This window comes from Corynebacterium sp. MSK204, from assembly GCF_030229885.1.
Classification (GTDB): domain Bacteria; phylum Actinomycetota; class Actinomycetes; order Mycobacteriales; family Mycobacteriaceae; genus Corynebacterium.
On the sequence record NZ_JASPGQ010000007.1, the window covers coordinates 128,160 to 140,486 of the forward strand.

Annotated in this window: 11 protein-coding genes; 1 reads left to right on the top strand and 10 read right to left on the bottom strand. The window is 61.9% G+C overall.

The genetic code is table 11. The annotated features are described in order from the left end of the window. Window positions 1-40 precede the first annotated feature (40 nt). The 9 genes from rpoZ to pyrR all read right to left on the bottom strand — a co-directional run bounded on the left by rpoZ (window position 41) and on the right by pyrR (window position 9,873). Window positions 41-343 (bottom strand): DNA-directed RNA polymerase subunit omega, encoded by a 303-nt coding sequence (gene rpoZ / locus QP908_RS06305; RefSeq protein WP_005279075.1) that lies wholly within the window; start codon window positions 341-343, stop codon window positions 41-43. A 39-nt stretch (window positions 344-382) separates the two neighbouring features. Further along, window positions 383-952 carry a guanylate kinase gene (gene gmk, locus QP908_RS06310; protein ID WP_005283138.1) on the bottom strand — a complete coding sequence of 190 codons (570 nt, stop codon included), beginning with the start codon at window positions 950-952 and terminating at the stop codon, window positions 383-385. Between the two features lie 8 nt (window positions 953-960). Beyond that, complete coding sequence (mihF, locus tag QP908_RS06315) at window positions 961-1,284, bottom strand: integration host factor, actinobacterial type (RefSeq protein ID WP_023017443.1); 324 nt, start codon at window positions 1,282-1,284, stop codon at window positions 961-963. A 259-nt stretch (window positions 1,285-1,543) separates the two neighbouring features. Continuing rightward, window positions 1,544-2,383, bottom strand: coding sequence for an orotidine-5'-phosphate decarboxylase (gene pyrF, locus QP908_RS06320; RefSeq protein ID WP_284771918.1), 840 nt, complete (start codon window positions 2,381-2,383; stop codon window positions 1,544-1,546). Beyond that, window positions 2,367-5,708 carry a carbamoyl-phosphate synthase large subunit gene (gene carB / locus QP908_RS06325; RefSeq protein ID WP_284771919.1) on the bottom strand — a complete coding sequence of 1,114 codons (3,342 nt, stop codon included), beginning with the start codon at window positions 5,706-5,708 and terminating at the stop codon, window positions 2,367-2,369. The genes pyrF and carB overlap by 17 nt, the downstream gene beginning before the upstream one ends. Before the next feature lie 25 nt (window positions 5,709-5,733). Continuing rightward, window positions 5,734-6,894: a glutamine-hydrolyzing carbamoyl-phosphate synthase small subunit gene (gene carA / locus QP908_RS06330; protein ID WP_284771920.1), complete on the bottom strand. Its 1,161-nt coding sequence runs from the start codon at window positions 6,892-6,894 to the stop codon at window positions 5,734-5,736. 42 nt (window positions 6,895-6,936) lie between these two features. Continuing rightward, on the bottom strand, window positions 6,937-8,274 hold the full coding sequence (locus tag QP908_RS06335; RefSeq protein WP_284771921.1) for a dihydroorotase: 1,338 nt from the start codon (window positions 8,272-8,274) through the stop codon (window positions 6,937-6,939). A 37-nt stretch (window positions 8,275-8,311) separates the two neighbouring features. Further along, a complete protein-coding gene (locus QP908_RS06340; RefSeq protein WP_284771922.1) occupies window positions 8,312-9,268 on the bottom strand; it encodes an aspartate carbamoyltransferase catalytic subunit in 957 nt (318 codons plus the stop codon). After that, the gene (gene pyrR / locus QP908_RS06345) at window positions 9,265-9,873 is read right to left on the bottom strand and encodes a bifunctional pyr operon transcriptional regulator/uracil phosphoribosyltransferase PyrR (protein ID WP_284771923.1); all 609 of its coding nucleotides are present in this window, start codon (window positions 9,871-9,873) and stop codon (window positions 9,265-9,267) included. Before pyrR ends, QP908_RS06340 begins: the two co-directional genes overlap by 4 nt. A gap of 145 nt (window positions 9,874-10,018) precedes the next feature. Between pyrR and QP908_RS06350 the strand changes: the two genes are divergently transcribed. After that, window positions 10,019-11,362: a TIGR01777 family oxidoreductase gene (locus QP908_RS06350; protein ID WP_284771924.1), complete on the top strand. Its 1,344-nt coding sequence runs from the start codon at window positions 10,019-10,021 to the stop codon at window positions 11,360-11,362. A gap of 39 nt (window positions 11,363-11,401) precedes the next feature. On the opposite strand, the gene QP908_RS06355 is transcribed toward QP908_RS06350, so the two are convergent. Then, entirely contained in the window at window positions 11,402-11,899 is a 498-nt protein-coding gene (locus QP908_RS06355) for a 3'-5' exonuclease (RefSeq protein ID WP_284771925.1), read from the bottom strand. Window positions 11,900-12,327 lie beyond the last annotated feature (428 nt).

A 12,327-nucleotide genomic window follows, 5' to 3' on the forward strand; every position in this document is an offset into this window, starting at 1 on the left:
GAAATGAGGCACAAGGTGCGCACGCGAAAGCGCGCGCTAGTTACTTGCCTTCCTCGTGGTCCAACAGACCTGCATCGATTTCGCGCAGCGCGATGGACAGTGGCTTCTCGCCGGGCTCTGGGTTAACCAGTGGGCCGACGAACTCAAAGACGCCTTCATCTTGCTCTTGGTAGTAGCTATTGATCTGGCGCGCACGCTTGGCAGCGAAAATCACCAAGGCGTACTTGGAAGAAACCTTGTCCAACAGCTCATCGATTGGCGGGTCCGTAATGCCAATCGGGTCATCAAATACCGGTTCCGACTTCGCGGATTCAGTGTTAGAAGGGGTGGTCACGTTAGTCACATGCACCTTTACATTGGTTGAAGATGGTCAAAAAAGAGTCTATCCACGCAGGATATCACTAATGGCGGCCACTGCCTCATCTAGGTTTTCATTGACCACAACGTGATCAAACTCATCCTGTGCAGCTAGTTCCTCGTACGCAGTGTGCAACCTACGATCAATGACGTCTTGCGGTTCGGTACCGCGACCGGTCAGGCGCTCTACCAACACCTCCCACGAAGGCGGTGCCAAGAAGACCAAATCCGCTTCCGGCAAGGCCTTGCGAACGCTGCGCGCACCGGCCAAATCGACCTCGACGAGAACCGGGCGACCGGCGTCTAAGGCCTCTTCTACGGGCCGGGCGGGTGTTCCGGAACGCTGCAATCCGCCGTGAATATCTGCCCATTCGAGCATCTCACCGGCATCAATGCGTTCCTGAAAGGCCTCAGGGGTGACGAAGAAATAATCCACGCCATCTTGCTCCCCGGGGCGGGGCTGGCGCGTAGTCATAGACACGCTGAAATACAGCCCCTCGACGTCATGCCGTAGACGCGAGACTACGGTGGATTTCCCCACTGCGGAAGGACCCGCCAACACGACGAGGCGACCGCGAGCAGTTGCGTCAGCCATAGACGTGATTATTCGTCGTCGTAACCGAAGCGCTCAAGCAGAGCACGACGCTGGCGCTCACCCAGACCGCGCAGGCGACGGGTCTGCGCAATCTCCAGATCTTCCATGATTTCCTTGGCCTTGACCTTGCCAACCTTAGGCAGAGCCTCGAGGAGTGCGGAAACCTTGGTCTTGCCGATGATCTCATCGGTCTCAGCCTTTTCCAGCACGTCCTTCAGGTCGGTTTCGCCGCGCTTAAGCGCAGCCTTGAGCTCAGCGCGAGCCTTGCGGGCCTCAGCGGCCTTTGCGAGAGCTTCCTTACGCTGCTCATCAGTCAACTTTGGAAGGGCCACGAGTTTCCTCCGATTCATTAGATTGCTTCTATTACTTCTGATACTTGGTACCAGATTCCGGCTGCCAAACGCGATGGAAATACCGCGGAAAGTTACCCTGAACCTTCGAGCACACCGACTTCTGATTATCCTAGCACCGCTAGTGACACGATGACGATCAACGGCCCAGATGGGCCGCTCGTTTTAGCACGTCAACGCACATGCTTAGACCAAAATACCAGGTAAACGGCGCGGCCGTTAATTGGCCCCGCCGCGTGTTCTAATCCCGGAATTGGTCTGCGGTATCGATCACCGCTTTGCGCAGGTCATCGACCTGGGGGCCGCGTTGCAAGACGGCGCGCGAGACATTGGCGAACCCAAGCTGCGGGCACGCAGACACAGTGGAGTGCACCTGCGCGGGACCCGCCCCCTGGGCGCCGACGCCGGGAAGCAGCACCGGGCCATTAAGCGCGTCCAAGCGGGGCGGGTTCTCGACGGTCGCGCCCACCACAACGCCGACGCTTCCAGCAACGCCAGCCTCAAGCGCTGAGGCATTAAAGGCGGCGCACTCATCGATAACCGCCTGGGCAATCGAGTCCGCAGTCCCCGCGGGCACCGCCTGAATGGCGCGCGCCTCTGGATTAGAGGTTGCCGCGAGGACGAATACTCCGCGGTTGTTTTCTTGCGCCATGGTAATGGCCGCGCCCAGCGCCCCAACGCCGAGGTATGGCGAAAGTGTAACCGAGTCAGCGCGCAGCGGCGAGGTCTCCCCTAGCCAGGCATCGCCATAGCCTTCCATCGTGGAGCCGATATCGCCGCGCTTGGCATCTGCTACCGTCAGGCATCCTGCCTCGCGCAGGCCGGCCAGCGTTTCTTCCAAAACCGCAAAGCCAGCAGCGCCGAAGCGCTCGAAGAAGGCCACCTGCGGCTTTACCAAGGCAGCGGTGTCCGCAAAGGCCTCGACGCAGCGCAGGCTGAAGGTGCGCAGGCCTTCTGCGGTATTTTCCAGCCCCCAGTGCTCTAAGAGGTACGGGTGCGGGTCGATGCCTACGCAAAGCCGCCCGCGCTCGCGGCCGGCGCCTTCCAAGCGCTGGCCAAAGGATTTAGTTGCGTGGGCCATGCTCAAGCTCCTGAAGTGCACGGACCTGCAAATCACCCTGGCGCAGCGCCTCGATGCCCTGCACCGCCGCCGTAATGCCCTGGACCACCGTGACGAGCGGCAGGCCCATGTGCACCGCTGCGGCGCGGATATCGTAGCCATCGTGGCGCGCACCGGCAGAGCCGGCTGGCGTATTGAGAATCCAGTCAATCTCGCCGTTGAAAATCTTGTCCACGATGGACTCTTCGCCCTCCTTGGCCTCAGAGACCTTGACGGCAACCTCGCACTCGATGCCATTGCGGCGCAGCATCTGCGCGGTACCTGCGGTAGCGACGATGTTGTAGCCCATGCGCGCCAAGCGCTGGATGGGGAAAATCAGGGTGCGCTTATCCCGGTTGGCCACGGAGACGAAGATGGTGCCTTCCGTGGGCGGCACGGCAAAGGCGGCGATTTCACCCTTGGCATAGGCCGCACCAAAGTTGGTGGCCAGCCCCATTACCTCACCGGTGGACTTCATCTCCGGCGACAACAGGGTATCGAGAAGGCTGCCGTCTGGCCGACGGAAGCGCTCGAAGGGCAAGACCGCTTCCTTGACCGCAATCGGGTGGTCAAGCGGCAAGGAGCCGCCGTCGTAGGCCGATGGGATGAGACCTTCTTCCCGCAGTTCCGCGATGGTAGATCCCATCATGATGCGGGCGGCGGCCTTAGCCAGCGGCACGCCGGTCGCCTTGGACACGAACGGAACGGTGCGCGATGCGCGCGGGTTGGCCTCAATGACATAAAGGATGTCATCCTTCAAGGCGAACTGGACGTTCATCAGGCCCTTTACGCCAATGCCCTCGGCCAAGCGGCGCGTGGATTCGCGTACCTTGTCGATGTCCTCTGGTCCCAGCGTCATCGGCGGCAGGGCGCAGGAGGAGTCGCCGGAGTGAACGCCGGCTTCCTCGATGTGCTCCATCACGCCGCCCAAGTAGACCTCGTTGCCGTCGCACAGGGCGTCGACGTCGATCTCGATGGCCGAGTCCAAGAAGCGGTCCACCAAGACCGGGTGGTCTGGGGAGAGCTCGGTGGCGCGCTCGATATAGTTCTCCAGCGACTGCTCATCGTAGACGATTTCCATGCCGCTGCCGCCCAACACGTAGGAGGGGCGAACCAGAACCGGGTAGCCGATGGAGGCCGCGACCTTCCGGGCCTCCTCGAAGGAGGTGGCGGTGCCATACGATGGCGCTGCCAGCTCGGCCGCGTCCAGTACCTTGCCGAATTCGCCGCGGTCCTCGGCGGAGTCGATGGCCGCAGGGCTGGTGCCCACCACCGGCACGCCGGCCGCATCGAGGCGCTCGGCCAAACCCAGCGGGGTTTGGCCGCCCAGCTGCACCAACACGCCGGCGACCTCGCCGGAGGCTGCCTCTGCGTGGTAGACCTCCATGACGTCTTCGAAGGTCAGCGGCTCGAAGTACAGGCGATCAGCGGTGTCATAGTCGGTCGATACCGTCTCAGGGTTGCAGTTGACCATCACGGTCTCATAGCCCTTGCGGGAAAGCTCAAGGGCGGCGTGCACGCAGGAGTAATCGAATTCGATGCCCTGGCCAATGCGGTTCGGGCCAGAGCCCAAGATGATGACCTTGCCCTTCGAGCCTTCCGGCGCCGGGTGGACCTCGGTTTCGGCATCGGGGTCCAGCTCATAGGAGCTGTAGTGGTATGGCGTTTGCGCCTCGAACTCGCCGGCGCACGTATCGACGGTCTTGAAGACGGGGCGAATGCCCATGCGCCAGCGCAGGCTGCGCACGCCGTCTTCGCCGTTGAACTCGGGGCGCAGGGCGGCAATTTGGGCATCGGAAAGCCCAAAGACCTTGGCCTCGCGCAGGAGCTGCTCGGTGAGCACGGGGGCATCAACAAGCTCCTGGCGGAATTCCACCAGGCCCTCGAGCTCCGCGATGAACCATGGGTCCACGCCGGAGGCCTCGTGGACCTCGTCGACCGTAGCGCCAAGGCGCAGGGCCAGCTCGATATCGTACATGCGGCCCTCGGTGGGGCGCTCGAGATCCTTGAGCACCGCCTGCACGTCGGTGGCGCGCTCGCCCGCAAAGTACTCATCTGGCTTGGTCCAGAACCCGTTGGGCTTGTTTTCCAGCGAGCGCATCACCTTATTCAGGCCGGAGATGTAGTTGCGGCCGATGCCCATGGCCTCGCCCACCGATTTCATCGTGGTGGTCAAGGTGTCATCGGCGCCGGGGAACTTCTCGAAGGCAAAGCGGGGCGCCTTGACAATGACATAATCCAAGGTCGGCTCGAACGCCGCTTGGGTTTCGCCGGTGATGTCATTTTGCACCTCGTCCAACGTATAGCCAATGGCCAATTTCGCGGCCAACTTTGCAATGGGGAACCCCGTGGCCTTGGAGGCCAGCGCCGAGGAGCGGGAGACGCGTGGGTTCATCTCAATGACGATGATGCGGCCATCATCCGGGTTCAAGGCGAACTGGATATTACAGCCGCCGGTATCAACGCCGACCTCGCGGATGATGTCGATGCCCAGATCGCGCATCTTCTGGAACTCGCGGTCCGTCAGCGTCAGCGCCGGCGCCACGGTCACGGAGTCCCCGGTATGCACGCCCAGGGCATCGACGTTTTCGATGGAGGCGACGACGACCACGTTGTCATCGCCATCGCGCATGAGCTCGAGCTCGAATTCTTTCCAGCCGAGGATGGATTCCTCGATGAGCACGTTGGCCTCCGGCGAAGCCGCAAGCCCGCCGCCGGCGATGCGGTCCAAATCCTCGTTATTGAAGGCCAGGCCAGAGCCCAGGCCACCCATGGTAAAAGACGGGCGCACCACAACGGGAAGGCCGAGCTTGTCGACGGTCTCGTGGACCTCATCCATGTTGTGGCACACCGCCGAGCGGGCGGATTCCCCGCCTACCGAGGCCACGATGTCTTTAAACTTTTGGCGGTCCTCGCCGCGCTCGATGGCATCGATATCGGCACCGATGAGCTCGATATCGTACTTATCCAAAATGCCCTGGCGGTCCAGCTGCACCGCGGCGTTCAGCGCGGTTTGCCCGCCCAAGGTAGCCAGCACGGCGTCGATGGGGTGGCCTTCCTCGGACTCCTTGACCAGGATCTTTTCGATGTATTCCGGTTCGATGGGCTCGACGTAGGTGTGGTCAGCGAACTCGGGGTCGGTCATGATGGTGGCCGGGTTCGAGTTCACCAGGGTCACGCGCAGGCCCTCCTCCTTGAGGACGCGGCAGGCCTGGGTTCCGGAGTAGTCGAACTCGCAGGCCTGGCCGATGACGATGGGCCCGGAGCCGATGACCAGGACGTGATTAATGTCAGTGCGCTTTGGCATAATATTTCTTCCTTTTCCTGGGTGACTACTTTTTCGGGGTGTGGTTGGCCATGAGCTCTAAGAATTGATCAAAGAGCGGGTTGGCATCGTGCGGGCCGGCGGCGGATTCCGGGTGGTACTGCACCGAAAAGGCCATGCCATTGCGCAGGGCGACGCCCTCGACCGTGTCATCGTTCAAGCAGATGTGCGTGATGTGGGCCGGGCCGAAGTCCGAGGCGAATTCGGCGTCCTTCTCGGCCAGGTCGTAGTTATCTGGCGCTTTCAGCGCGAAGCCGTGGTTTTGGGAGGTGATGTCGATCTTGCCAGTCAGCAGGTTGCGTACCGGGACGTTGATGCCGCGGTGTCCGAATTTCATCTTGTAGGTATCTAGGCCCAGCGCGCGCCCGAGCAGCTGGTTGCCAAAGCAGATGCCAAAGAACGGGATGTCCGCCGCGAGCACCTTTTTGATGGTGGCAACGGTGTCATCGGCAGTAGCCGGGTCACCCGGGCCGTTGGAGACAAAGACGCCATCCGGGTTATAGGACTGAACTTCTGCAAAGGTGGTCGTTGACGGCACTACGATGGTCTCGATGCCGCGCTGGGAGAGGTAGCGCGGCGTTGCGGACTTCACGCCCATGTCAAAGGCGACGATGGTGTGCTTCTTTTCTCCTTGGGCCTCAACAACATAGGGCTTATCGGTGGATACCTCGGCGGCAAGATCCGCGCCCTCCATGGAGGATTGGCTCTTTACTTCCTCGAGGAGTTCCTCGACGGGCCGGGTGGCGGCCTCGCCGGAGAAGAGGCCCGCGGAGATGGAACCATAGTTGCGCAGGTGGCGCACCAGGGTGCGGGTATCGATGCCGCGGATGCCGATGACGCCTTGGGCCTGCATTTCTTCGCTCAAGCTGCGCTCGGCGCGCCAGCTGGATACGCGGCGGGACAGATCGCGGATAACCAGGCCTGCGACCCAGATATTATTGCCGTGGGACTCGTTGTCCTCATCGTTCCAGCCGGTATTGCCAATGTGCGGGGCGGCGGAGACGACGATCTGGCGGTGGTAGGACGGATCCGTCATCGTTTCCTGGTAACCGGTCATCGCGGTGGTAAATACGGCCTCACCGAGGGTGGTGCCGGTCGCGCCGAAGCCGTAGCCACGGAAGGTACGCCCATCCGCAAGGACGAGGATTGCTGGGGTTTTATCAGTCACGTCGTGGCCTTTCTGTGCCTTGATTGGTTTCTGTGTGCAAGGTTAGTCATGGGTTGCGGCGTTCAGATCGAACGTTACCGAGCCGCGCAAGATGGTGTGGGTAACTCGCGCACCAAATTCCTCGCCCGCGTACGGGTTGTTCTGGGACTTGGATGCAAGCTGAGCGGAATCGGATACCCAGTGGTGTTGCGGGTCGACGATGGTTAAGTTAGCTGGCTCCCCTACTTCCAAGGGGCGGCCGTGGCCTGGCAGGCGCGTGATCTCGGCGGGGCGCTCGGACATGACGCGGGCAATAAAGCGCCAGTCCGCCAGGCCGGTTTCCACAAAGAGCTTGGCGATGACCGCCAGCGAGGACTCCAATCCCAGCATGCCGGGACGCGCATTTTCGAATTCCACGCACTTGTCTTCGGAGCCGTGCGGCGCGTGGTCGGTGGCGACGCAGTCAATGGTCCCATCAAGAAGCGCCTGGCGCAGCGCCTCCGTATCGCGCTGTTCGCGCAGCGGCGGGTTCACGCGGAAAAGGCCGTCATAGGTGCGCAGCTTGTCATCGGTCATCAGCAGGTGGTGCGGGGTGACCTCTGCGGTAAGCGGAATATCGTGTTCCTTCGCCCACTGCAGGAGCTCCACCGTGCCCTGCGTGGAGGCGTGGCAGATGTGCACGCGGTTGCCGTAATCGCGAGCGAGCAGGGCATCGCGGGCAACGATGGATTCTTCCGCCACGCGCGGCCAGCCGCGCAGGCCCAGCCGTGCGGCGTTTTCGCCCTCGTGGGCGGAAGACCCACCGGTCATGCGGTCATCCTCGGCGTGCTGGGCCAGTAGCACGTCCATTCCCTTGGCGTATTCCAGCGCGCGGCGCATGAGCTGTGGGTTTTGCACGCACTTGCCGTCATCAGAAAACATGCGCACCTTGGCATCGCTACGCGCCATCATGCCGAACTCCGTCAAGGACTTGCCTTCTAGGCCCTTGGTGATGGAGCCAACCGGGTGGACATCGCAAAGCCCCAGCGCCTGGGACTTCGCCCACACGGATTCGGCGATGATGGGCTGATCCGTGACCGGCGTGGTATTGGCCATGGTAAAGACCGCGGTAAACCCGCCCTTGGCCGCGGCCTTGGAACCGGACTCGATGGTCTCGGTATCCTCGCGGCCTGGCTCGCGCAGGTGCACGTGCATATCAACCAGGCCTGGCAGCAACACGTTGCCGCCGCCGTCGATGGTCTCGGTGCCTTCTGCCTGCACCTCGGGGCCGATGGCGTCAATAACGCCACCGCGGATGAGGACGTTGGTGGGCTCGCCTTCCCCGTACAGGCGAATATTTTTAATCAGTAGTGGGTTCTCGGCCGGGGCGGACAGCCGGCCGGTAGCTGGGTACGTAGTCATTTTCTCTCCCTTTTACGTGGCTTATGCTCTGCCCGGTTTAAATCCCGGCGTTGTCCCCATTGGTCAGCAGCGTAAAAAGCACTGCCATGCGCATGTGGACACCGTTATTGACCTGCTGCAATACCGTGGTTTTATCCATATCGGCCACGGCGTAGTTGATCTCCATGCCGCGCAGCATGGGACCTGGGTGCATGACAATGGCGTCCTTGTGCAGCGCCGCGGCGCGCTGCTGCGAGAGCCCGAAGAGCTGCGCGTACTCGCGGTGGGAGGGGAAAAAACCGCCGTCCATGCGCTCTTGCTGCACGCGCAGCATCATCACGACATCGGCATCCGCAAGCTCTGCATCAAAGTCATAGGACACGCGGACCGGCCACTTGTCCACGCCCCACGGCATCAAGGTCGCAGGCCCCACGAGGGTGACCTCCGTGCCCAAGGTGTGCAGGAGATCCACGTTGGAGCGCACCACACGCGAGTGCAGGCAATCGCCCACAATCTTTACCTTCAGGCCTTCAAAGCCATTATTGCCGCGCAGGCCCAGTCGCTGGCGCATCGTGACGGCATCGAGCAAGGCCTGCGTCGGGTGCTGATGCGCACCGTCGCCGGCATTGATAACGGCAGGGCCGTTGCCATCTGGGTCCACCCACTGGGCCAGCTGTTGCGGCGCGCCGGAAGAGGGGTGGCGCATGATGATGGCATCGGCGCCGATGGCCGCCAGCGTCAGGCCCGTATCTTTGAGGGACTCGCCCTTTTTCACGGACGAGGTAGACGCCGAGAGGTTGATAACGTCAGCGGACATCCACTTTCCGGCCGTTTCAAAGGACGAGCGCGTGCGCGTGGAGTTTTCATAAAAGAGCGTATAAATCGTGCGCCCGCGCAGCGTCGGCAGTTTTTTGACCTCGCGGCCATCGAGCGCCTCGCGGAAACGATCGGCCTCATCCAGCAGGCCGATGATCTCTGCGCGGGATAGTTCCGCGCTATCGATGAGGTGTTTCATGAGTGCGTTCCCCTTATCTGCGCGGCATCGCCCGCGGACGTAGAGCGGGTGAGGACTACGGCATCGCGGCCATCGATGTCCTGGATATATACGGAGACATCTTCTTCCCGCGCCGTGGGCAGGTTCTTGCCCACATAATCGGCGCGGATGGGGACTTCGCGGTGACCGCGGTCCACCAATACGGCCAACTGGATAATCGAAGGCCGGCCAACATCGCCCACTGCATCGAGGGCGGCGCGGATGGTGCGGCCGGAATAAAGGACATCATCGACCAAGATGACGGTGGCATTATCGATGCCTCCGTCTGGGATGGAGGTCGGTTGCAGGGCGCGGTGCGGGAAATTGCGCAAATCGTCCCTGTACAACGTGATGTCGAGCGAGCCCCATGGAACGGGGACCCCGGAAAACTCGTGTATCTTTTGCGCGAGGCGCTCCGCTAGGGGCACTCCGCCTGAGGGAATGCCCAGCAAAATGACCCGCGGGGCCTCCGCGGAATCGAGCGCCGTCTTTTCAATAATCTGGTGCGCGATGCGTGCAACGGTACGCGAGACATCATCGGCGCTTAAAAGCTCCAATTCGTTCGCGTTCACGTCAGTTCCACTCATCGTGACCTCCTTCCCCGCCTCACGGTGCGGTCCTTAAAGGATGCCTGTCAATGAACTTGTAGACGTCTATGCTGATAGACACGTATTACTCTAGCACCTTACCCACCCCGTGGGTGAGGCTTAGCCGAAAGAGGTGCATCACGCAGTGAGTTTCTCCGCGCAGCACGTAGTCCCAGCCTCCCGCGAACACGTCTGGCAATGGCATACCCGGCCAGGGGCGCTCACGCGCCTGAACGCCCCCTTCACCTTGATGAAGCCGGTGCAGCAGGCCACCGATCTGGGCACTGGCACCTCCCTGCTCGCCCTGCCCGGTGGTTTGCAGTGGACGGCTCAGCACGACCTTGCGCGCTACCAGGCCGGCTATAGTTTCAGCGATGTGTGCGTCAACGCCCCCATCCGCAAATTTGCCAAGTGGCGCCATACGCACCGTTTTGCCGATCACCCAGACGGGACGCTGATCACGGACGAGGTAGATACCCGCATTCCCGCCGCGGCCCTCACCTCGGTATTCGCCTATCGGCAGCACCAGCTCATCGAGGATATTGCCTTTGAAAACCGCCTGCGCGAAGGCCAACTTGGCCACAAGCCCTTGACCATCGCGATGACCGGCTCGCGCGGCAGTGTGGGCAGCGCGCTGACCGCGCAGCTACAAACCTTAGGCCACACCGTGATCCCGCTGGTGCGCGGCACGGCGGAGGCAGGCCAGCGCGAGTGGCGCCCGCACCACCCGCGGCCCGATCTCCTCGAGGGCATCGACGTGCTCGTACACCTGGCCGGCGAACCCATCTTTGGGCGCTTCAACGATAGCCACAAGTCCGATATCCGCGACTCCCGCGTGGGCCCCACCGAAAACCTCGCCCGCCTGGTCGCCGCGACCGATTCCGTGCAGGCGATGGTGTGCGCCTCTGCCATCGGCTTTTACGGTTCCGAGCGCGGCGCTGAGCTGCTTTCCGAGGACGCCGAGCGCGGCGAGGGCTTTCTTGCCGATGTCGTGGCGGACTGGGAACGAGCCTGCGACCCCGCCCGCGAGGCCGGAAAGCGCGTGGTCAATATCCGCACCGGCATCGTCATGTCCGGCAATTCCGGCCTGCTGCCGCTCTTGCGCGCACTGTTTTCCACAGGGCTTGGCGGCGCCTTTGGTGACGGCAACTTTTGGTACAGCTGGGTCGCCTTAGACGATCTCACCGATGCCTATATCCGCGCCATCGTGGATGAGAAGCTTGCGGGGCCGGTCAATGGGGCATCGCCAGGCCCGGTGCTCAATAAGGACTTCGTCTCTGCCTTAGCAGCCGAATTGCACCGCCCCACCATACTGCCGATCCCCCAATTCGGCCCAGCCCTGCTCCTGGGCAAGCAAGGCGCGCAAGAACTCGCCTTGGCCGACCAGCGTGTGAAGCCACAGGTACTGGAGGATATAGGCCATACCTTCCGCTACCCCACCATCCAGGGCGCCTTGGCGCACGAACTCGGCGGCGAAAACCTGCTCTAAGGCCAGGCCATTGCAATACTCTTGGCGGCCGAAACGCCTCTACGCAGGCAAGAGCTCCGATGCCTCCCCGACCACGCTGACTAGGAGCATGTCGCGGGCACGCGACGCCGCAACATAAAGCAGCGCCCGCTCTCGTTGAAGAGCTTCATCGGCCTCGGCGGGGGCAAGCCCTCTCAATAGGTAACGCTGAGGGAGGGCCGCGGCGTTGACGTCGAGGAGGATGACGTGCGTAAACTCTAAGCCTTTGGCGTTGTGCATCGTCATCACTGCCACTGGGCGCTCCGTGGAGGTGCGGCGGCCAGCACTGACGGCTACGTCGTGCTCACCCAATTGGCGGGCGATCTCTTCGCCGCGCTGGTTGGTACGGGTAAGTACGCCGATGGAGACGTCTTCTTCGCCCTGGGTCCAGTCCTTAATGTGCGCAGCCAGCACTGCGGCTTCCTCCGCTTTGGACTCCGAATGCAGCACAATCGGTGCTGGGCCCTGGCACACTGAGTGGTATCCGGTGAGTTCATCCACGTCCTCTTCGGAGTCCACCCATTCAGTTCCCTCCAAAATCGCGGTGGCATAGCCCAGAGGGCAAAGAGCAGTCCAAACGAGTCTCAGCGACAGCCGGCAGACTCATGAAAGGAGCCCGAGTTTCCGGCTGGAAACAAGCCATCAACCAGATGGTCGTGGCCTACCCCGACAGCTTCGACAATTACCTATAAAACTAACCCCACACTCAAATAACTTGGCACGCTCAAGCTAAATACATATTCGATCCATCCGCGATCGGGCCTGACCCCGGTGTGTCTACTTTCCGAGACCAAGCCCTACCCTCCCCTCAATCCTGATAGCGCCTATCAACCAAATAAACGTACTAATCCCCCTTCCTCGCTAGTAAACATGACGCGGGCTTGTTTTAGGGACCGGTAAGGCGGTACCAGGTACCGGGGTGGCGGTAGCCGCCCGGTAGCCGGTTT

What these genes read in the sequence shown, in the direction of transcription:
- gmk (WP_005283138.1), bottom strand. Translation starts at nt 952, where the DNA reads ATGGCTGACGCAACTGCTCGCGGTCGCCTCGTCGTGTTGGCGGGTCCT.
- pyrF (WP_284771918.1), bottom strand. Translation starts at nt 2,383, where the DNA reads ATGGCCCACGCAACTAAATCCTTTGGCCAGCGCTTGGAAGGCGCCGGC.
- carB (WP_284771919.1), bottom strand. Translation starts at nt 5,708, where the DNA reads ATGCCAAAGCGCACTGACATTAATCACGTCCTGGTCATCGGCTCCGGG.
- QP908_RS06335 (WP_284771921.1), bottom strand. Translation starts at nt 8,274, where the DNA reads ATGACTACGTACCCAGCTACCGGCCGGCTGTCCGCCCCGGCCGAGAAC.
- QP908_RS06340 (WP_284771922.1), bottom strand. Translation starts at nt 9,268, where the DNA reads ATGAAACACCTCATCGATAGCGCGGAACTATCCCGCGCAGAGATCATC.
- pyrR (WP_284771923.1), bottom strand. Translation starts at nt 9,873, where the DNA reads ATGAGTGGAACTGACGTGAACGCGAACGAATTGGAGCTTTTAAGCGCC.